Genomic DNA, 19,915 nt, shown 5'->3' with positions numbered 1-19,915 from the left:
CCCATGATCGTCGTCTTCGGCTCCATCAATCTCGACATCATGGTTCCGGTCGAGCGCATGCCGGCCCCGGGGGAAACCGTTCTCGGCGGCGACTGCATCATGTCGCCGGGCGGGAAGGGGGCGAACCAGGCCCATGCCGCGCGGCTCGCGGGCGCCGATGTGGAGCTCATCGGCAAGGTCGGCGGCGACGCCTTCGCCGAGCCGGCCCTCGCCTGCCTCAGGGCGGCGGGCGTCGATCTCGGCCATGTTGGGCGATCCGCTTCCCATCCCACGGGCTGCGCCACGATCTGGGTCGATGCGGAAGGCGGCAGCACCATCGTCGTGTCGCCCGGCGCCAATCGCGAGCTCAAGGCGTCCGATCTCGACGATGAGACGCTGGCGCGCGCCGCGCTCCTGCTCCTGCAGCAGGAAGTGCCGATGGATGAGATGGCGGAGGTCGCCGCGCGGGCGCACCGGGCGGGCCTGCGCGTGGTGCTGAATGCCGCGCCTGCCATGCCCGTGCCGGACGGCCTGCTGGCTTGCGTGGACGACCTGATCGTCAACGAGATCGAGCTCCGCCAGATCGCCGCCTCCGCGGGGCTTGGCGACGCCTCGCCGGCGGCCCTTGCATCCCGCACGGGGACGCGGGTCGTCGCGACCTATGGCGCGCAAGGCCTCGTCCATCATCACGACGGGACGGAGCTGCGCCTGCCGGCGCATGCGGTGGAGGCGGTCGACACGACGGCGGCGGGCGATACCTTCGTCGGCGTTTATTGCGCCTGCCTCGAGCGCGGGCTGGCGGAGGCGGATTCGCTCAGCTTCGCCAATCGCGCCGCCGCGCTCGCCTGCACGCGCCGGGGCGCCCAGGCCTCCCAGCCCGGCTGGGACGAGATCGCGGCGGGCTGACACCCCGCCCGGTTGTCGCGCCGCCCCTCCCCATTTGTGCCGCCTTCCTTTATCCTGCGCCCGTGAGATCTTGAGCGAAGGGAGCGGGTCCATGGGCATCGGCCGTGCGCCGAGGGCGTCCCTGAAACCCTTTGTCGAACTCGTCTGGGCATCGGACGGTGCGGGCGCTCCGCCGGCTGCGGCGCGGCGCGAGCTCGTCCTACCGACCGGCATGACCCATATCGTGCTCCGGTTCGGCGGGTCGCCCTTGCGCCTCTTCGCCGATCATGGCGACCGCCTCGGCGACACGGTCGGCCATGCGCTGATCGGCGGTGCGCGCGCCGGGCCCTATCTGAAGGCCCTGGAGCCGTCCGCGCCGAGCGTCGGCGCGTTGCTGCGGCCGGGCGCGGCGGAGCTGATGGCCGGCGCCCCGGCGGGCGCGCTGGCCGGGGCCCATACGCGGCTTGAGGATGTCTGGGGCGACCGGGCCGTCTCGGAGCTCGCGGACCGGCTCGCGGGGGCGGCGTCGCCGGCGGCCCGCCTCGAGCTGTTCGAGGCCGCGCTCGCGGCAAGGCTGCCGGGCCTGCGCGGGATCGATCCGCTCGTCGCCCATGCGCTGATGCGGCTCGGCGCATCCTGGAGCGTCGGGGAGGCGGTGCGCGAGACCGGGGTCAGCCATCGCCATTTCGCCCGCACCTTCAGGGAGGCCGTCGGACTCGGACCCAAGACTTGGTGCCGGCTGACGCGGTTCGGCGCCGTGCTCGACCGGCTGGCGCGCGAACCGGCGATCTCGTGGGCCGAGCTCGCCGTGGCGGAGGGCTATGCGGACCAATCCCATTTCAGCCGCGAGTTCCGCGCGTTCTCGGGCCTCACACCCGGTGCCTATCGCCGCGCCGCACCGGTCGCGCCCCGCCATGTGCCGGTCAGTTTCGTTCAAGACGGGACGCGGGCCGCCGGTTGAGACTGCGCGGACGGAACAAACGGACATGCAAAGGGGGTCTCGATGGCCATTCACGAGCTATTCGCCTATCTCAGGGTCAAAAATGCCGGCCGCGCGGTGGAGTTCTACAAGCAGGCCTTCGGGGCGAGCGAGCTGTTCCGGCTCGTCGAGCCGGACGGGCGCATCGGCCATGTGGAGCTGAAATTCGGCGATGCGATCGTCATGCTCTCCGACGAATATCCCGAGATGGACTGCTACGCGCCGGACCCCGACGGCGGGAACGGCTTTCTCATCCATCTCCATGTGGACGATGCGGACGCCATGATCGCGGCGGCGGTGGAGGCGGGCGCGCGGCTCGTCCGCCCCGCGCAGGATCATTTCTACGGCGAGCGTTCGGGCACGGTGCGCGACCCGTTCGGCCACGACTGGATGCTCGGCCATTCCATCGAGGAGGTCGAGCCCGACGAGATGCAGCGGCGCTACACGGCGCTGATGGAGGGCGAGGGGTCCAGTTAGTCCGCGCTTGTGTGGCCCGTCAGGCGAGGTGGCAGCCGGGCTTGCGGCGGCCGGCGCAGTACTCGTCGATGATCTGGCGGAAGCGGGTCGGTCCGAAGCTCGGGAAATGGCCGCCATGGACGACGCTGACCGGCAGCGACCGGAGGCGTTCCATGGTGGCGGCATAGATCTCCCGGTCGGAATGATAGGCATCGTCGATCAGCGGTCCGTCATAGACGATGTCGCCGGACAGGAAGATGCCCGTCGCCCGCTCGAAGAGGCCGATGCCGCCCGGGGAGTGGCCTGGTGTGTGGACGACCTCGAAGGCGCGGTCGCCGAGGTCGACCACGTCGCCATGGGCGAGCTCGCGGGCCCCGGGTGCCGGCGGAATGCGGTAGCGCGCGGCGTCCCAGCCTTCCGGCAGCCGGTCGAACATCTCGTCGGTGGCGTAGCTCTCCGCGAGTGTCCAGTCGGGCCGGGGATCGGCGAGGATATGGGCCTCCGCCTCGTGGACCATGCGGTCTGCGAATTCGTGATGGCAGCCGATATGGTCGAAATGGGTGTGGCTCGCCACGCAGACGAGCGCGCGCTCGCTGACCAGCGCCACATGGGCGGACAGGCTGAAATGACCGAGACCGGTATCGAACAGGAGATCGCGGTCGCGCCCGCGCACATGCCACATATTGCAGCGGAAGAACGGCTTGATCCACGGCTCGTGGATCAGCGTGACGCCGTCGGCCATGCGGATCGTCTCGTACCAGTCGCGGGCGGGAACGGGGCCGGGCATGGGCTTACTCCTTGAGCGGGATGATCTCGTCAGGGCTGCAATGAAGCGTCACCGTGTCGCCTTCCGCAAGGGGCTGCGTGACGGGTACGCGAACGGTGTAGATGCGGTCGGGCTCGGCCGGATCGGCGACGCTCGCGCGCTTGAAGCCGCCCTGGAAGACGAGGTCGGTGACGGTGCCGGAGCCGAGCGCGACATGGGATGGCGGCGTGTCGCCGAGCCCGATGCTTTCCGGACGGATGGCCACGAGGGAGGCTGCCGGGTCGAGGCCCGGACAGGCGACGGCCGCCGCCGGCAGGATGGTGCTCTCGCCCATGAAGGTGGCGGTGAAGCGCGTGCGCGGGCGGCGATAGACGCGCTCGGGCGGACCCATATCCTCGATATGTCCCTCGCTCATCACCACGCAGAGATCGGCGAGCGCCATCGCTTCCTCCTGGTCGTGGGTGACATGGACGAAGACGGTGCCGACGCGCTTCTGTATGGCCTTCAGCTCGTCCTGCATCTGGCGGCGGAGCTTCAGGTCGAGCGCGCCGAGCGGCTCGTCGAGCAGCAGGAGGGCGGGTTCGACCACCAGCGCGCGGGCGAGCGCGACACGCTGGCGTTGGCCGCCCGACAGCTCGTGGGGCTTGCGGGTCTCGACATGGTCGAGCCCGACGATCTCCAGCGTTTCCAGGGCCCGGCGCCGGCGCTCGCCGCGCCCCACCCCGCGCATTCTCAGGCCGAAGGCGACATTGGCACCGACGGTCATATGCGGAAACAGCGCATAGTCCTGAAAGACCGTGGTGGTCGGGCGCCGCGCCGGGGCCAGCGCGGTGCAGTCCGTCCCCTTAATGAGGACGCGGCCCTCGCTGGGCGTGAGGAAGCCGCCGAGGATATTGAGGAGCGTCGTCTTGCCCGAGCCGGAGGGGCCGAGCAGCACGGTGTAGCTTGCCGGCGCGATGTCGAGCGAGATGGCCTCCAGCACCCGGTGCGGGCCGAAGCTGTGGGAGACGGACTGGATTTCGACGAGCGGTTCGGTCACGGGCGGCGCTTTCTGAAGACGACGAGCTCGAGGATCAGGACAAGGACGATGGAGACGCCGAAGACGAGCGAGCCGACCGCGTTGGTCCTCGGGTTCAGACCGGAGCGCAGGAGACCCCAGATCTCCACTGGCAGGGTGGTCTCGAAGCGGGTGAGAAGGAAGGCGATCACGAACTCGTCCCACGAGAAGGTCATGGCGAGGAAGAAGCTCGCGAACAGGGCCGGCCACAGCATGGGCACGAGAATGAGGACCAGCACATGCCGGCTTCTCGCGCCGAGGTCGCGGGCGGCGCGCTCGGCATTGAGCTGATGATCGCCCATCTGGGAATAGACGATCGCAAAACACAGGGGCAAGTTGATCACCGCGTGTCCGATGCCGGCGGCGAGCAGCGATTTCGGCAGCCCGACGGCGTTGAACAGGATGAGGAGCCCCATGCCGATGATGAGGTAGCTCACCATGAGGGGGCGGTGACGAGCGCGCGCAGAAGGCCCGAACCCGGCAGACGGAAGCGGGCGAAGCCATAGGCCGACAGGAAGCCCAGCGTCACCGCGACGAGCGAGGAGACGGTCGCGACCAGAACGGAATTGACGAGCCCCGCCGTCAGGCTTCGGTCGCCCAGCACGGCCTCGTACCAGCGCAGCGACGGGCCGGTGAAGGGTGGCACGGGGAACAGGCTTGCCTGGAACGAGAACAGCACCAGCACGGCGACCGGCAGAAAGATGAAGCCGTAGACGGCGAGTGCGTAGACGCTTGTGAGGATCTTCAGGGCCTTCATCATGCCCTCTCGATCCGGAGCCAGCGGGCGCAGGCGAAATAGGCGAGCGTCACCACAGCCATCAGGATCAGCGCGAGCGCGGAGGCGAGCGGGAAATCGCCGCGCCGACCGATCTGCATCATGATGAGCTGGGGCATCAAGAGCTCGTTGTTGCCGCCGAGGATCTGCGGGGTGATGTAGTCGCCGATGGCCAGAACGAAGGTGAGGAAGGCGCCGACCATGATGCCCGGAAGGGTGAGCGGCAGGATCACATGGCGGAAGATCTGGACCCCGTTCGCACCGAGGTCGGCGGCCGCCTTCCGGTAGCTCGGCGAGAGCTGCTTCAGATTGGCGAAGATGGTGAGCGTCAAGAGCATCACGAAGAAGTGGACGAAGCCCGTGACGGTCGCAAACCGCGTATTCGCCATCTGGACGGGGTCGGACAGCAGGCCGATGCCGGTGAGCGCGTTGTTGACGACGCCGTTCTCCGCGAGCACCAGGAGCCAGCTATAGGAGCGCACCACATAGGACGTCCAGAAGGGCAGCACGGCGAGCATCAGCCCGAGGCGCTGCCAGCGCTCCGGCACGATCTCGGCGAGGAACCACGCGAAGGGATAGGCGAGCAGGATGGAGACGGCGGTGACGATGGCCGTCACCTCCAGCGAGTTGACGAGCGCGCGCCAGTAGCTCTCATTGTGCACGAACTGCGCGTAGTTGGCGGCGCTCAGCGTTTCGCCGGTGCCGTGGACGGTGAGGCTCACCCAGGCCATTACGAGGAACGGCAGGATGAAGAACGCCACCGTCCAGACGAGCGCCGGGCCGACATAGGCCCAGGGGCGCCATCGCTCGATCATGCGTCGGGATGTCATTGGTCCCTTGCTTTTCCCTGGAGCGTCCCGAAGCGATTCCGCTCAAGCGTGCGATGGCGACGGGCAGATCGCTTTCCACCCGTCATCCCCGCAGAAGCGGGAATGACGACCGGGGCTGGCGTGTCACTGCGCCTGCAGCATGTCCGTCCAGACGTCCTGCATCTGCTTGTCGAGCGCGGCGTCGGGGGCCGGATAGAGCTGGGCACGCTTCAGGAAGTCCGGCTGTTCGTCGAAGCGCAGTACCGCCTTCTGCTGGTCGGTGAGGGCGGCCTTGCTGTTGGCGGGCATCCCCCAGTAGCACGACGAGGTGGCAAGCCGCGCCTGGCCCTCCGGGCTCATGATGTACTGGATGAGCTTGAGCGCGAGGTCCTTCTTCTCGCTGTCGGCGAACATGGCGAGCGACTGCGACCAGAGAATGCCGCCCTCCTTCGGGATGGAGAAGTCGAGTGCGGGGTTCTCCTTGGCAAGGCCCGCCGTCACCCATTCGCCGCCGCCGACGAGGATGTCGACCTCGCCGGTGGCGAGTGCCGTCTGGCTGGCCGTGACCTCGCCGACGAGGCGGGAATTGGCCTTCCAGTCGAGCAGCACGTCCTTGATGGCGGGCAGGTCGTCGGCGGTGAGGTCGGCGGTCTTCTTGCCGGCGGCGAGCGCGGCCATGCCGATCACCGGCAGATAGTAGTCGTAGATCGCGATGCGGCCCTTGTATTTCGGGTCGGACAGGGACTTGAGCGTCTGCATGTCCGCGACATCGACCATATTCCGGTTGAAGCCGATGGTGTTGTAGCCGAACTTCTCCGTGATGCCGTAGCGCTTGCCGTCGGCGGTGGTGAACCGGTCGAGGCGGACCTCCGGGAACAGGTCGTCCATGGGCAGCGCGTCCTCGGGAAGGGGTGCGAACAGGCCCGCCTCCACGCCGCGGCGTACGTCGATGGAGTCGATCACCATCACGTCCCAGTCGCCCGGCTGCGACTGCTCGACGATCGCGAGGCCGGCGCCGGTGCCCTCATATTCCTTGATATTGACGGTGACGTCGTTGGCCTCCTCGAACGGCTCGAGAAGCGCCGGGTCGGCATGGTCGCACCAGACCAGGGCATTGAGCGAGTCCGCACGGGCGACGCCCGGCGACAGCGCCGTCGCGGACAGGGCGGCAACGAGCACGGCGGCGCGCGAGACGCGCCGGCAGATGGGTGAATTGACGATGGTGGACAGCATGGTTTCTCCCCCTCCAAGAGTGAACCCTGACAAAAAATGAACGAATTCAAATATTGAGTCAATTCACTTTGCGCGATAATGAGACGTCATGGCCGGCTTGCGGGAGAGACAGAAGGCGGATCGCCACCGGCGCATCCTGGAGGCGGCGGCGGCGCTGTTCCGCCGCTCCGGCTATCGGCACGTCAAGATGGAGGCGATCGCGACGGCGGCCGGGGTCTCCATCGGCACGATCTACAATTACTACCGCAACAAGGGGGACCTCCTCGTCGCCATCGTCTCCATGGAGGTCCACGACGTGCTCGCCGCCGGCGAGGAGATCGTGGCGCGGCCGCCGCGCGATGCCGGCCGGGCGGTCCACGACCTGATCTCGATCTATCTGGAGCATTCGCTGGTCTATCTGTCGAAGGAGATGTGGCGCCATGCCATGGCGATCTCCACCCAGCAGCCGGACACGCCCTCGGGCGAGACCTATACGGAGCTCGACGGGCGGCTGGCCGACCAGGTCTGCGCGCTCATCGCACGCCTGAAGGCGCTCGGCGCGGTGCGCGAGGAGACCGACGAGCGCGCCGTGGGCGAGCTGATCTTCAACAACACCAACATGATGTTCATCCAGTTCGTGAAGGACGAGGCGATGCCCGTCTCGGCGCTGCTGGACCGGATCGGACGCCAGAACGCGCCGCTGATCGGGCTGATCGGAACGCCCGCCCACGGGTGAGGATTGACGGGGCAGGCCTTTTGGCCGACCTTTCCTCGGCACACCACTCCCACCGGAAAGACACACCACCCGTGACATCTCCCTGCGATCTCACCGCCACCGAAGCCCGCGCCCTGATCGGGGCGAAGCGCCTCTCCCCCGTCGAGCTCACCGAAAGCTGCATCGCCCGGGCCGAGGCCGTCGACCACGCCATCAACGCGTTCGCCGCACGCGATTTCGACCGCGCGCTCAAGACGGCGCGCCAGCAGGAGGAGGCCGTCATGGGCGGCGAGCCGCTCGGGGTCCTCCACGGCCTGCCGCTCGGCGTGAAGGACATGGTCGAGACGGCGGGCCTGCGCACGACCTATGGCAGTCTCGCCTACAAGGACAATGTGCCCGAAAACGACGAACGCCTCACCGCCGTGCTGCGCGAGGCGGGCGCCAATGTGCTGGCGAAGACGAACAATCCGGAATGGAGCGCGGGCGCCAATACGCGCAATGCCGTCTATGGCGCGACCGGCAATCCGTTCGATCCGTCGCGCTCGGCGGCCGGCTCCTCCGGCGGATCGGCGGCCGCGCTCGCCTGCGGCATGGTGCCCATCGCGACAGGGTCGGACACGGGCGGCTCGCTGCGCAATCCGGCGGCCTATTGCGGCGTGGTCGGCTTCCGGCCGACGCCGGGGCTCATCCCGTCGGAGCGTCGCGGCATGGCGTGGCTGCAGCTTGCGACCCTCGGCCCCATGGCGCGTACGGTGGCCGATGCGGGGCTCCTGCTCTCCGTCATGATGGGCGAGGACAGCCGCGATCCGCTCTCGGGGATCGCCGCTGGCGAGATGCCGGAGGACTACGCCACGCCGGCCACCCTCGATCTCTCGTCGCTGCGGGTCGCGCTGACGCCCGATTTCGGCTTCACGCCGACGGAGAGCATCGTGCGCGATGCCTTCGGCGAGAAGACCGGCCTCTTCCGGTCCGCCTTCGCTGTGGCCGACGATACCCACCCCGATTGCGAGGGCGCGGACGAGGCCTTCGAGGTGCTGCGCGCGGTGGGCTTCCTCGGGCCCCACAGGCGTCTCCTGGAGGAGAACCCGGAACTCGTGGGCCCCAATGTCCGGGCCAATGTGGAGGAGGGGCTCACCTATTCCGCCGCCGATGTGGCGCGCGGGCTGGAGCTGCAGACGGCCATGTACCGCCGCTGGCAGGGCTTCTTCGAGGAGTACGACATCATCCTGTCGCCGGCGGTGACGGTGAGCCCGCGCTCCTGGCGCGAGCTCTATCCGAAGGAAATCGACGGCCAGCCGACGCGAACCTATTTCCACTGGCTGGCGCTCGCCTACGCCTCCACGCTGCCGGGCCATCCCTCGCTCTCGCTGCCAGTCGGCGTGGACAGCCAGGGCATGCCGTTCGGTCTCCAGATCGTCGGCCGGCGCGGCGGGGATGCGGAGGTCCTCGCGGTGGCCGCCGCGCTGGAGGCCCATCTGGCCGGCGATGCCCGCACCGCCAGACCGGCGCCCGATCTCGCCGCGCTGGAGGCTGCGCCCGCCCTGTCGACCTATGAAGGCTTCATGTCCTTCGATTGAGGCCACCGGCGGTTCCGTCGCGTCGCGAAAGCCGCTAGGATGCGGTCATCGTCGGGGAGGGGGCGACGAAGGGAGGCAAACCATGCGCACCATCCTTGTCGTCCTCGTCCTGCTCCTCGCCGGGATTGCCAATGCCACCGCCGGCGATATCCAGGGCAGCGCGGACCATCCGCTGATCCCGCGCTATGAGGGGTCCGAGATCGTCAAGTACGACACCGAGGCCTTCACCGATTACCGGCTGCTCGTCGCGCCGGCGAAGGCCTATGGCGGGTTGGAGAAGAACCTCGACTCGACGCTCGCGCTGGAGGGCGCGCTGACCCGCATCACCTATCGCGCGCCGGCGGACCGCTCTGCCCTCGAGGTGTTCCGCAATTACGAGACGGCGCTCGCCGAAGCCGGGTTCGATACGGTCTTCTCCTGCGAGAAGGAAGGCTGCGGCGGGCGCAATTTCAACCACGCCGCCTCGCCCAAGAGCGCCTATACGGCGTTCGGCGAGTATTATGCCGACCAGCGCTATCTGGCCGCCCGGCTCGCGCGCCCGGAGGGCGACGTCTATGCCGCGCTCTATGTGGTGATGAACAAGGCGGGCGGCGGGCCCAACAAGAACCGCGCCATGATCCAGCTCGACGTGATCGAGATGGAACCCATGGAGCAGCGCATGACGGTGGTGGAGGCCGGCGAGATGGAGCGCGATCTCGCCGCGCAGGGCCGCGTGGCGGTCTATGGCATCCTCTTCGATTTCGACAAGGACACGATCAGGCCGGAGTCCAAAGCCCAGCTCCAGGAGATCGCGAGACTCCTGAAGGAGAGCCCCGACCTCCAGGTCTTCATCGTCGGCCATACCGACGGCAAGGGCGGTTACGAGTACAATCTCGACCTCTCCGAGCGCCGGGCGCGCGCCGTTGTCAAGGCGCTCGGCGCCGAGTACGGCGTTGCCGCGGAGCGGCTGACACCCGTCGGCGTCGGCATGGTCGCGCCGGTCGCGACCAATCGCACGGAGGACGGCCGGGCGCGCAATCGCCGGGTGGAGATCGTGGAGCGTATGGCGCGCTGAGTGCGTCGGGGGCATGCGCCGTTCGGGCTCAGCATTCCTCCCTCAGGACGCTCTTGAGCTCGCCGACACTGGAAAAGACGACCGAGATGCGGTCGCCGAGCGAGCCGGATCGGATGAGCGCCGGCTGGCCGGGCTCCGGTCCTGCGGGGCTCGTGTCGATCTTGAGGCGGACATTCATCTCCCAGTGAGGGGTGGTCGTGCCGTCCGCTGTCGTGATCCAGTAATTGTCGCCGCAATGGCGGATCGCCGCGACTTGCGCGTCGGCCGGCGTCGGCGTCAGCGGGGCGGGCTGGCGGCCGCGGACGAACTCTGTCGGGATGAGGTCCCGCTCGACGACGGCCGTGGCACCGCCGGGCGCCATGGCGATCTCCAGGAAGGCGATGAGGTCCCGGCGGGCGCTCTCGTCGGCAAGCCCCGAAAAGGTCATGGAGGTGCTTTCCACGAGGCCCGCCGGATCCGCGATCCAGGCGTCGAGCGTGGGGCCGTCCCATGTGAGCCCAGCGGTGTCCAGCGCGCCGGAATAGCGGGTGAACCCCTCCACGCGTCCGGCGGGCCGGCCCCAAAGGCCGGCGAGGCTCGGGCCGGTCAGATGCGTGCCCGGCGTGAGCGCGTGGCAGGGAATACAGCCCCGGTAAAGCTCCGCACCACGCCGGGGATCGCCCCGGTCTGCGGCCGCGGCACCGGTCGCGGCGAGAGCGCCAAGCGCGGCGAGCATGGCAAGGGCGGATGCGATGGCGGCAGGGGGATTGGCCATGTCCGATGCTCCTCAACCGGAATGGCCGTATCATGACAGCCGCCGCGCTGGCCGTCACGCGCCGTCGCGGCCGACCCGGTAGGGCCTGAAGGCCTCGCGGAGCCGGTCGCAGATCTCCAGGGTGATCATGGCCGGCGGCGTGCTGTTCGGCAGGAGCTGCCAGGCGGCCATGCGGATCGACGGCGTGAAGCGTCTGGCCTCCACGCCGTCGGACCTGAAGGCCTCCGCCGCGAAGGGCGGGACGAGCGCCACGCCGAGACCGCTGGCGACGAAGCTGCATGCGGTTTCCGCCATCTGCGCCTCGATCTGCATATGGGTGCGCCGGGCGCGGCCATGGAAAGCCTCGTCGACGATGAAGCGCGACCGGTCCTCGCGGCCGAGGGAGATGAAGGGCACGTCGGTCAGGTCGCGCGGGCGGATGACCCGGCGGCGCGTGAGGTCGTGGCCCTTGGGCAGGGCACAGACGAGCTCGAACTCGCACAGTTTCTCGCAATCGACCAACGGATGGTCGACAGGCAACAGACTGAAGCCGACATCGATCTGCTGGGCGATGGCGAGCTCCACGATCCGTGGCGATGTCCGGCTCTGGAGCGCGAGGTGCACGTCGGGCCGTTCGGCCAGGAGCGGAGACAGGACGCGTGGCAGGAAGCGCCATGAGAGCGCCGGGAAACCGGCGACCTTGAGCTGCCCCCAGCGGCGGTCGCGGATCGCCTGGGCGATATTGTCGAGGCGCTCGGTGTCCTGGAACAGCCGTTCGACCTCATGGGCGAGCAGGCGCGCCTCGCGCGTCGGCGTCAGCCGTCCGCCCGTGCGGTGGAACAGGGCGAAGCCGCATGTGCGCTCCAGCGTCGCCAGAAGCTTGCTGACCGCCGGCTGGGAAATCGACAGCGCCTCGGCGGCACGGGTGACCGATCCGGTCTCGAGAACCCGGCGGAACGCCTCGATCTGACGCAGGTTCATCGGATGCCCGCCTCTCCAGAGCTCATAACCTTTGGTAATTCATAGCCCAAAATTAGATATTTGACACTCATGTGAGGCTACGCAACGCTTTAATCGTTCTAACTGGGGAAGAGGAGGGACAAATGCGCATGAAGCTCATGCTTGCGGCCGCGGGCCTTGCCGCGCTCGCACATGCCGCGCCGGCAACGGCTCAGGACAAGACGGTCGTGCTCGGCGGATATGGCGGCTCCTTCGAGCGGCTGATGAAGGAGGTCGTCATTCCTCCGTTCGAGAAGGAGCACGGCGTCACGGTGCAGTTCGTGCCGGGCAACTCGACGGAGAACCTGGCGCGCCTTCAGGCGCAGAAGGGCAATCAGGAGATGGATGTCGTCTTCCTCGACGACGGACCCATGTACCAGGCGGTGGCGCTGGGCTTCTGCGGCCCCATCGAGGATACGCCGGCGCTCGCCGACATCTACGACATCGCCCGCATGGGCACCGACAAGGCGATCGGGGCGGGCTTCGTCGCGACGGGCTTCGCCTACAATGCGGAGATGTTCAAGGAGAAGGGCTGGGAACCGCCGAAATCCTGGATGGATCTCGCCGACCCGAAATACAGCCAGCTCCTGTCCATCCCGCCGATCACCAACACATACGGCCTCCACACGCTGGTGATGATGGCGCGGCTGAATGGCGGCAGCGAGACCGATATCGAGCCGGGCTTTGCGGCGATGAAGGAAAAGGTCGCCCCCAACGTCCTGGTGTTCGAGCCGTCCTCGGGCAAGATGTCGGAGCTGTTCCAATCGGGCGAGATCGCGCTGTCGATCTGGGGCAGCGGGCGTGTGAAGTCGCTCGCCGACACCGGCTTCCCGGCCGTCTTCGGCTATCCGGAGGAAGGCGCGGTGGCGCTCATGGTCGGCATCTGCCCGATCGTCGACAGCAACGTGTCCGAGGAGGCCCAGGCCTTCATCGAATATGTGCTCTCGCCCGACGTCCAGGCCAAGCTCGCCGAGACCATGGGCTTCGGACCCACCAACAAGAAGACCGAGCTGCCGAAGGAGCTGGGCGACAGCCTGCCCTACGGTCCGGAGAAGGTCGGCAATCTGGTCGCGGTCGACTGGAACGTGATCAACCCCAAGCGCGAGGAATGGACCCAGCGCTGGAGCCGCGAGGTCGAACGCTGATCGCGCCGCCCGCCAAGATACGGGGGAGGGGCGTTGCGTCCCTCCCATCCCGCACTCCAGAGCGTGACATCCGACAATGGCCTTTCTCGAGCTTCAACGTCTGAGCAAGCGGTTCGGCGACGTGGTGGCGGTGGACGGGCTCGACCTCTCGGTCGAGCAGGGCGAGTTCGTCTCGCTTCTCGGCCCCTCCGGCTGCGGCAAGACCACGACATTGCAGATGATCGCCGGTTTCGAGGACCCGACCGGCGGGGAGATCCGCATCGCCGGGCGCGACATGGCCAATGTCCGCGCCAACCGGCGCGGCATCGGCATCGTGTTCCAGAGCTACGCCCTGTTCCCCCATATGACGGTGGAGCAGAATGTCGGCTTCGGGCTGGAGATGCGCAAGGTGCCGGCCGGCGAGCGTGCGGGCCGCGTGGCCGAGGCGCTGGAGCTCGTCCGCCTCGGCGGTCTCGCCGGGCGCTATCCCCGCGCGCTGTCCGGCGGCCAGCAGCAGCGCGTGGCGCTTGCAAGGGCGCTGGTCATCAAGCCCGACCTCCTGCTGCTCGACGAGCCGCTCTCCAATCTCGACGCCAAGCTGCGCGAGGAGATGCAGATCGAGCTGCGCAACATCCAGCAGTCGACCGGCGTCACCACGGTCCTCGTCACCCACGACCAGACCGAGGCCATGGCCCTGAGCGACCGCATCGCGGTCATGCATCGCGGCCACATCGTGCAGATTTCCACGCCCTTCGAGGCCTATGAGTTCCCGAAGAGCGACTTCGTGTCGACCTTCCTCGGCAAGACCAATCTCGTGGCGGCGGCAGTGGAGGGCCGCGACGGCGACATGCTCCGCCTGCGGGCCGGCGATGTCGCGCTGAAGGCGCCCGCGGGAGAGGGGGCGGAGGGCGACCGCGTTCTCCTGTCCATCAGGCCGGAGAAGATCCGGTTCGCCGATCCCGCAGAGGCAGTGATCCGGGGCCATGTGAAGACCGGCGTCTTCCTCGGCAACCAGTGGCTCTTCCAGATCGACAGCCCGCTCGGCGAGCTCCTCGTCGTGCACCAGAATGCCGGCCGGGCGGAGGCGCGGGCCGGAGAGGAGGTGGGGCTCGCCTGGGAGGGCGATCAGGTGCGTGTGCTCTCGGGGGACGACCATGGCTAGGCGCGGCGCGGCGGTCCCCTACTATCTCAGCCTGCCGGCGCTCGCGCTGTTCTTCGCGCTTCTCATCGTGCCGCTGGGAATGACGTTCCTGTTGAGCTTCTACAGGTTCGGCTTCTATACAGGCATTGAGCCGGCCTTCGATCTCGCCAACTATATCGACGTGCTCACCGACGGCTATTTCCACGAGATCTTTGGGCGCACCTTCGCCATCGCGCTGGTGACGACGGCGATCGCCGCCCTGATCGGCACGCCGGAGGCCTATATCCTCTATCGCATGAAGGCGCGCTGGCGCTCTCTCGTCCTGCTTGCGATCCTCGGGCCGCTCCTGATCTCGGTCGTGGTGCGCACGCTCGGCTGGGCGATCCTGCTCGGCAATCGCGGTGTCATCAACGAGGCGCTCATGCGGCTCGGACTGATCGAGACGCCGATCAAGATGATGTATACGAGCGGCGGCATCGTGATCGCGCTCGTCCATGTCTTCGTGCCCTTCATGGTCATCGCGGTGTGGGCGGCGCTCCACCGGCAGGACCCGGCGACGGAGCGGGCGGCGGCCTCGCTCGGCGCGAGCCAGCTCACCATCTTCTTCCGCATTGTCCTGCCGCAGGCCATGCCGGGGGTGCTGTCGGGTTCGCTGATCGTCTTCTCGCTGGCGGCAAGCGCCTTCGCCACGCCGGCCATTCTCGGCGGCCGGCGCGTGAAGGTCGTCTCCACCACCGTCTATGACGAGTTCCTCAACACGCTCAACTGGCCGCTCGGCGCGGCCATCGCCATGCTGCTGCTCGTCGCGGTGATGGCGATCATCGTCTCCTACAACCGCTTCGTGGAGCGGCGTTACGCGCAGGTATTCGGATGAGCCGGAACGGACCGCTCGCGCTGATCTTCAATGCGCTCTTCATCCTGTTCATGACGGGGCCGCTCCTCGTCGTGATCGCGGTGTCGTTCACACCGGAAGGCTTCCTGGAATTCCCGCCGAGCGGTATCTCGCTCAGGTGGTTCCGGGCCATTCTGGACAATCCCGACTTCATCGCCGCCTTCTGGATGAGCCTCTATCTGGGCGTGGCCTCCGCGACACTGTCCTCCGTGATCGCAGTGCCGGCGGCGCTTGCCATCGGGCGCTACCGTTTTGCCGGCCGCGACGGGCTCGTCGGGCTCTTCATGTCGCCGCTCACCGTGCCGACCATCGTGCTCGGCATCGCCTTCCTGCGCTTCCTGTCGCAATTCGGCATGAACGGCACCTTCATCGGGCTCGTGCTCTGCCATGCGATCATCATCACGCCCTATGTGCTGCGCCTCGTGCTCGCCTCCGTCACCGGCCTCGACAGGGCGACGGAACGTGCTGCCGTCTCGCTCGGCGCGTCCGCCTTCACGACCTTCCGCCGCGTGACCCTGCCGATGATCGCGCCGGGGGTGGCGGGCGGCTGGGTGCTCGCCTTCATCACCAGCTTCGACGAACTGACCGTGACCGTTTTCATCGTCAATCCGAGCACGACCACCTTGCCGGTCAGGCTGTTTGCCCATATCACCCAGACGACCGATCCCCTCGTTGCCTCAATATCCACCGTGATCATCCTCTTCACCGTCGCCCTGATGTTCGTGATCGAGCGCCTCTACGGCCTGGACCGTCTGCTCATCGGCGGGGAGGGGCGGTCATGAAATCGCATGACGCCATTGTGGTCGGCGGCGGGCTCGTCGGGTCCGCGGTCGCCTTCGGTCTCGCCGAAAAGGGGCTCCATGTCGCCGTGCTCGACGAGGGCGACGTGGCCTTCAGGGCCTCGCGCGGCAATTTCGGTCTGGTCTGGGTGCAGAGCAAGGGCGACGGCATGCAGGCCTACGCTGAGTGGACGGGCAGATCCGCCGATCTATGGCCCGGTTTCGCCGATACGCTGTCCGGCGAGCTCGGGGTCGATATCGGTTACCGCAAGCCGGGCGGGCTCCATCTGTGCCTGAGCGAGAAGGAGCTGGAGGACCGCAAGGCGCTCCTCCACCGCATGCACAACCAGGCCGGCGAGGGTGGCTACGATTGCCGCGTGCTCGACCGCGCGGAGGTCGCCGACATGGTGCCGGGCATCGGCGAGGCCGTGGTCGGCGCGACCTACGGCCCCCATGACGGCCATGCCAACCCGCTCTATCTCCTGCGCGCCCTGCATAACGGGCTGAGCTTGCGCGGTGCGGACTACCGGCCCAATGCCCGCGTGGAACGCATCGCCCGCGACGGCTCGGCCTATGCCGTCCATACCGCGACAGAGCGGCTCGTGGCGCCGAAGGTCGTGCTTGCCGCGGGCCTCGGCAGCCGCCGGCTCGGGCCCGATATCGGCCTCGATGTGCCGGTCGCGCCGCTGAAGGGCCAGATCCTCGTCACCGAGCGCTGCCCGCAGCGCTTCGCCATGCCGACCGCCTTCGTGCGCCAGACGGAGGAGGGGAGTTACCTCCTCGGCGACAGCCACGAGGATGTCGGCTTCGACGTGACATCCAGTGTCGACGTTATCGGCCAGATCGCGGCGCGCGCGGTGCGGAGCTTTCCGTTCCTGAACGATGTCCGCGTGGTGCGCGGCTGGGGCGCGCTCAGGATCATGACGCCGGACGGCTTTCCCGTCTACGACGAGTCGGAAACCCATCCCGGAGCCTATTCGGTGAGCTGCCATTCCGGCGTCACGCTCGCCGCCGCCCATGCGCTCGGCCTTGCGCCGGCCATCGCCGATGACCGGTTCAGGGAGACATTCGCTGCGTTCACCGCGAGGAGGTTCGATGTTTCGCAGGCTTGAGGAGGATGCCGGGCGCGCGCCGGTCCGGTTTCGGTTCGAGGGGCGCGAGATCGAGGCGTACGAGGGCGACACGCTGGCCGCCGCGCTGGCCGCCGCCGGTGCGCTGTCCCTGCGCGACACGCCGGTGTCGGGGGCGCCGCGCGCGCCCTATTGCATGATGGGCGTGTGCTTCGACTGCCTCGTGGAGGTGGATGGACGGAAGAACTGCCAGGCCTGCATGACGGTCGTCGAGCCGGGCATGGAGGTGCGGCGCCAGACGGGCGGAGACGGGGCAGAGGCATGACAGCGGACTACGATCTGGCGATTATCGGTGCGGGCCCGGCGGGACTCGCGGCGGCGGGGCTGGCCGCCGAACTCGGCCTCACCGTCGCGCTCCTCGACGAGCAGGAGCGCCCGGGCGGCCAGATCTATCGTGCCATCGAGACCGTCGGGGCGTCGCGCCCCCTGGCGGCGAAGGCGCTCGGTCCCGACTATGAGCGCGGGCGCGGGCTCGTCGACGCCATGCGCGCCGCGCGCGTCGACTATCTGCCCGGCGCCGTCGTCTGGAACGTCTCGCGCGAGCTCGCGGTCAATTTCAGCCGGCAGGGCGGGTCCCGCGAGATCCGGGCGCGCCACGTCCTCGTCGCGACCGGGGCCATGGAGCGGCCCGTTCCGGTTCCCGGCTGGACGCGTCCGGGCGTCATGACGGTCGGCGCCTTGCAGATCATGCTCAAGACGTCCGGGCTCGTGGCGGACGGCCGGGTGGTCCTGGCGGGCAGTGGTCCCCTGCTCCTGCTGCTGGCGAGCCAGTATGTCGAGGCCGGCGCGCCGCCGGCGGCGGTGGTGGAGACCGTGCCCCGCGCCCGCTATGTCGAGGCGCTCGCCCATTTGCCGAAGGCGCTGCGTGCGGCGGGATATCTCGCCAAGGGGGTCCGCCTCATGCGCACGCTCGCCCGCGCCGGCGTGCCGGTCTATCGCGGCGCGAGCGATCTCAGCGTGGAGGGCGGCGAGCGGGCGACCGGGCTCGCCTTCCGGCAGGGCGGGCGCGAGCGGCGGGTCGAGGCGGATCTCGTGGCGCTCCACCAGGGCGTCGTGCCGAACCAGCAGATCACGCGGCTTCTGGGCTGCAACCATGTGTTCGACGATGGTCAGCGCTGTTTCCGGCCGGTGCTCGACGACTGGTTCGCGACATCGCTCGATGGCGTGTCGGTGGCCGGCGACGGCGGCGGCATCGGCGGGGCGGTGGCGGCCGAACATGCCGGACGGGTCGCTGTGTGCGGCATTGCCCATCGCCTCGGAGCGCTGTCGGAGCCCGAGCGCGACGCCCGCGCCGCGCCCTCGCGGGCCGCGCTCGACCGCGACCTTGCCGTCCGCCCGTTTCTGGAGACGCTCTATCGCCCGCCGCGCGAAGTGCTGGAGCCGGCCGACGACGTGCTCGTCTGCCGGTGCGAGGAGGTGACGGCGGGCGCCGTGCGCGGTGCGGCCGCGCTCGGTTGTCCGGGGCCGAACCAGGCGAAGTCCTTCCTGCGCTGCGGCATGGGGCCGTGTCAGGGGCGGGTCTGCGGCCCGGTGGTCTCGGAGATCATCGCGGACGCGCTCGGGAGCGATCCGGGCGCCGTCGGCTATTATCGCATCCGCCCGCCGCTCAAACCCCTGACGCTCGGCGAACTTGCCGCCCTTGATACGGACACCGAGAGCGGCGCGGCATGAGCGGGCGCCTCGGGACGGCCGACGTGATCGTGATCGGCGGCGGGCTCCATGGCTGTTCCGCCGCGCTGCATTGCGCACGCGGGGGGCTGTCTGTCGCGGTGGTGGAGAAGGATACGGTCGCGCGCCATGCCTCCGGCGTCAATGCCGGCGGCGTGCGCCGGCTCGGCCGGCATATGGCGGAGATTCCGATCTCGGTCGCCTCTATGGCGCTGTGGCACCGGATCGAGGAGCTCGTCGACGACGATTGCGGCTTCCAGCCCGCACCCCAGATCAAGGTCGCGGAGAGCGAGGCGGATCTCGCCGCGCTCGCCGAACGCGAGGCGCGCCTGCGCGCGGCGGGCTACACCCATGAGGAGCTTCTCGACCGCGACCGCCTGTTCGCGTTCCTGCCCGCCCTGTCGCCCCATTGCGTGGGCGGGCTCGCCTCGCTCGGCGACGGGTTCGCCGAGCCATACCGCACGACCTTCGCCTTCGCGCGCAAGGCGCGCGCGCTGGGCGTCGTCTTCCACGAGGGCACGCTGGTGGAGGATATCGTGCCTGCCGGCAACGGCTTCGAGGTGAAGACGAGCAGGGGCACGCTCGCGGGCGCGCGGCTCGTCAATTGCGCCGGGGCCTGGTCTGGCCGCTTCGCGGAACGGCTCGGCGAGCCGGTGCCCCTCGAGCCCATGGCGCCGATGATGATCGTCACCGCCCGTGTCGCGCCGTTCTGCGAGGCCGTCGTTGGCGCGACCGCGCGGCCGCTCTCCTTCAAGCAGATGCCGAACGGTACGGTGGTGATCGGTGGCGGGCGGCTCGGCAGCTCGAACCTCGCCACGGGCCGCACGGATATCGACTTCCGCGAGCTGGCCAGGACGGCGCGGACGGCGGCGGAGATCTTCCCCGTCATGGCGGACCAGCGCATCGTGCGCTGCTGGGCCGGCATCGAGGGGCGCATGCCCGACGATATCCCGGTGATCGGACCGTCCTCCACCACCGACGGTGTCGTCCACGCCTTCGGTTTCTGCGGCCATGGCTTCCAGCTCGGCCCGGCCGTCGGGTCCATCGTGGCGGACCTCGTCGCCACCGGCCGGACCGATATGCCCATAGAGCCCTTCTCGATCCGCCGCTTCGCGACGACGGGCTGACAGGCATCGGTGAGGGCGCATAACGCCCGGCTGTCTGCGACGCGCCCCGCTGCGCGCC

At 68.6% G+C, this 19,915-nt stretch carries 20 protein-coding genes and 1 pseudogene; 14 read left to right on the top strand and 7 right to left on the bottom strand.

What is annotated here, in order from left to right; all coding sequences use genetic code 11:
• Nucleotides 1-3: 3 nt before the first annotated feature.
• From HW532_RS08945 to HW532_RS08935, 3 genes are all read left to right on the top strand, one after another.
• A complete protein-coding gene (locus HW532_RS08945) occupies nt 4-885 on the top strand; it encodes a ribokinase (protein WP_213164040.1) in 882 nt (293 codons plus the stop codon).
• A 91-nt stretch (nt 886-976) separates the two neighbouring features.
• Nucleotides 977-1,825: an AraC family transcriptional regulator gene (locus HW532_RS08940; RefSeq protein ID WP_213164039.1), complete on the top strand. Its 849-nt coding sequence runs from the start codon at nt 977-979 to the stop codon at nt 1,823-1,825.
• A gap of 42 nt (nt 1,826-1,867) precedes the next feature.
• Complete coding sequence (locus HW532_RS08935) at nt 1,868-2,320, top strand: VOC family protein (protein WP_213164038.1); 453 nt, start codon at nt 1,868-1,870, stop codon at nt 2,318-2,320.
• Nucleotides 2,321-2,339: 19 nt separating this feature from the next.
• Here HW532_RS08935 and HW532_RS08930 read toward each other — a convergent pair whose 3' ends face one another.
• From HW532_RS08930 to HW532_RS08910, 5 genes and pseudogenes are all read right to left on the bottom strand, one after another.
• The gene (locus tag HW532_RS08930; RefSeq protein WP_213164037.1) at nt 2,340-3,086 is read right to left on the bottom strand and encodes an MBL fold metallo-hydrolase; all 747 of its coding nucleotides are present in this window, start codon (nt 3,084-3,086) and stop codon (nt 2,340-2,342) included.
• Nucleotides 3,087-3,090: 4 nt separating this feature from the next.
• Nucleotides 3,091-4,104 (bottom strand): ABC transporter ATP-binding protein, encoded by a 1,014-nt coding sequence (locus HW532_RS08925; protein ID WP_213164036.1) that lies wholly within the window; start codon nt 4,102-4,104, stop codon nt 3,091-3,093.
• Nucleotides 4,101-4,879 (bottom strand): annotated as a pseudogene (locus HW532_RS08920) (ABC transporter permease). The gene HW532_RS08925 and the pseudogene HW532_RS08920 overlap by 4 nt, the downstream one beginning before the upstream one ends.
• Nucleotides 4,879-5,727 carry an ABC transporter permease gene (locus HW532_RS08915; RefSeq protein WP_213164035.1) on the bottom strand — a complete coding sequence of 283 codons (849 nt, stop codon included), beginning with the start codon at nt 5,725-5,727 and terminating at the stop codon, nt 4,879-4,881. The pseudogene HW532_RS08920 and the gene HW532_RS08915 overlap by 1 nt, the downstream one beginning before the upstream one ends.
• Nucleotides 5,728-5,850: 123 nt before the next feature.
• The gene (locus HW532_RS08910; RefSeq protein ID WP_213164034.1) at nt 5,851-6,939 is read right to left on the bottom strand and encodes a polyamine ABC transporter substrate-binding protein; all 1,089 of its coding nucleotides are present in this window, start codon (nt 6,937-6,939) and stop codon (nt 5,851-5,853) included.
• An 88-nt stretch (nt 6,940-7,027) separates the two neighbouring features.
• Between HW532_RS08910 and HW532_RS08905 the strand changes: the two genes are divergently transcribed.
• The 3 genes from HW532_RS08905 (at nt 7,028) to HW532_RS08895 (ending at nt 10,264) form a co-directional block, all read left to right on the top strand.
• Nucleotides 7,028-7,654, top strand: coding sequence for a TetR/AcrR family transcriptional regulator (locus HW532_RS08905; RefSeq protein WP_213164033.1), 627 nt, complete (start codon nt 7,028-7,030; stop codon nt 7,652-7,654).
• A 71-nt stretch (nt 7,655-7,725) separates the two neighbouring features.
• Nucleotides 7,726-9,210: an amidase gene (locus tag HW532_RS08900; RefSeq protein ID WP_213164032.1), complete on the top strand. Its 1,485-nt coding sequence runs from the start codon at nt 7,726-7,728 to the stop codon at nt 9,208-9,210.
• Between the two features lie 82 nt (nt 9,211-9,292).
• Nucleotides 9,293-10,264, top strand: a complete 972-nt coding sequence (locus HW532_RS08895; protein WP_213164031.1) for an OmpA family protein — start codon at nt 9,293-9,295, stop codon at nt 10,262-10,264.
• A gap of 28 nt (nt 10,265-10,292) precedes the next feature.
• Here the strand turns inward: HW532_RS08895 and HW532_RS08890 are convergent, their stop codons facing one another.
• Nucleotides 10,293-11,018: a c-type cytochrome gene (locus HW532_RS08890; protein ID WP_213164030.1), complete on the bottom strand. Its 726-nt coding sequence runs from the start codon at nt 11,016-11,018 to the stop codon at nt 10,293-10,295.
• Between the two features lie 54 nt (nt 11,019-11,072).
• Nucleotides 11,073-11,978 carry a LysR substrate-binding domain-containing protein gene (locus HW532_RS08885; RefSeq protein ID WP_213164029.1) on the bottom strand — a complete coding sequence of 302 codons (906 nt, stop codon included), beginning with the start codon at nt 11,976-11,978 and terminating at the stop codon, nt 11,073-11,075.
• 122 nt (nt 11,979-12,100) lie between these two features.
• Between HW532_RS08885 and HW532_RS08880 the strand changes: the two genes are divergently transcribed.
• The 8 genes from HW532_RS08880 (at nt 12,101) to HW532_RS08845 (ending at nt 19,857) form a co-directional block, all read left to right on the top strand.
• Nucleotides 12,101-13,141 (top strand): ABC transporter substrate-binding protein, encoded by a 1,041-nt coding sequence (locus HW532_RS08880; RefSeq protein ID WP_213164028.1) that lies wholly within the window; start codon nt 12,101-12,103, stop codon nt 13,139-13,141.
• A gap of 76 nt (nt 13,142-13,217) precedes the next feature.
• On the top strand, nt 13,218-14,282 hold the full coding sequence (locus HW532_RS08875; RefSeq protein WP_213164027.1) for an ABC transporter ATP-binding protein: 1,065 nt from the start codon (nt 13,218-13,220) through the stop codon (nt 14,280-14,282).
• The gene (locus tag HW532_RS08870; RefSeq protein ID WP_213164026.1) at nt 14,275-15,135 is read left to right on the top strand and encodes an ABC transporter permease; all 861 of its coding nucleotides are present in this window, start codon (nt 14,275-14,277) and stop codon (nt 15,133-15,135) included. Before HW532_RS08875 ends, HW532_RS08870 begins: the two co-directional genes overlap by 8 nt.
• Nucleotides 15,132-15,935, top strand: a complete 804-nt coding sequence (locus HW532_RS08865) for an ABC transporter permease (protein WP_213164025.1) — start codon at nt 15,132-15,134, stop codon at nt 15,933-15,935. Before HW532_RS08870 ends, HW532_RS08865 begins: the two co-directional genes overlap by 4 nt.
• Nucleotides 15,932-17,044, top strand: coding sequence for an NAD(P)/FAD-dependent oxidoreductase (locus HW532_RS08860; protein WP_213164024.1), 1,113 nt, complete (start codon nt 15,932-15,934; stop codon nt 17,042-17,044). The genes HW532_RS08865 and HW532_RS08860 overlap by 4 nt, the downstream gene beginning before the upstream one ends.
• Nucleotides 17,028-17,327, top strand: coding sequence for a (2Fe-2S)-binding protein (locus tag HW532_RS08855; RefSeq protein WP_213164023.1), 300 nt, complete (start codon nt 17,028-17,030; stop codon nt 17,325-17,327). The genes HW532_RS08860 and HW532_RS08855 overlap by 17 nt, the downstream gene beginning before the upstream one ends.
• Nucleotides 17,324-18,733 carry an FAD/NAD(P)-dependent oxidoreductase gene (locus tag HW532_RS08850; RefSeq protein ID WP_213164022.1) on the top strand — a complete coding sequence of 470 codons (1,410 nt, stop codon included), beginning with the start codon at nt 17,324-17,326 and terminating at the stop codon, nt 18,731-18,733. Before HW532_RS08855 ends, HW532_RS08850 begins: the two co-directional genes overlap by 4 nt.
• Nucleotides 18,730-19,857, top strand: a complete 1,128-nt coding sequence (locus HW532_RS08845; protein ID WP_213164021.1) for an NAD(P)/FAD-dependent oxidoreductase — start codon at nt 18,730-18,732, stop codon at nt 19,855-19,857. Before HW532_RS08850 ends, HW532_RS08845 begins: the two co-directional genes overlap by 4 nt.
• The last annotated feature ends 58 nt before the right edge of the window (nt 19,858-19,915 follow it).

This window comes from Kaustia mangrovi, from assembly GCF_015482775.1.
GTDB lineage: Bacteria > Pseudomonadota > Alphaproteobacteria > Rhizobiales > Im1 > Kaustia > Kaustia mangrovi.
Note: the sequence above shows the minus strand (reverse complement) of the source record. Positions and strands in the feature narration are given on the sequence as shown.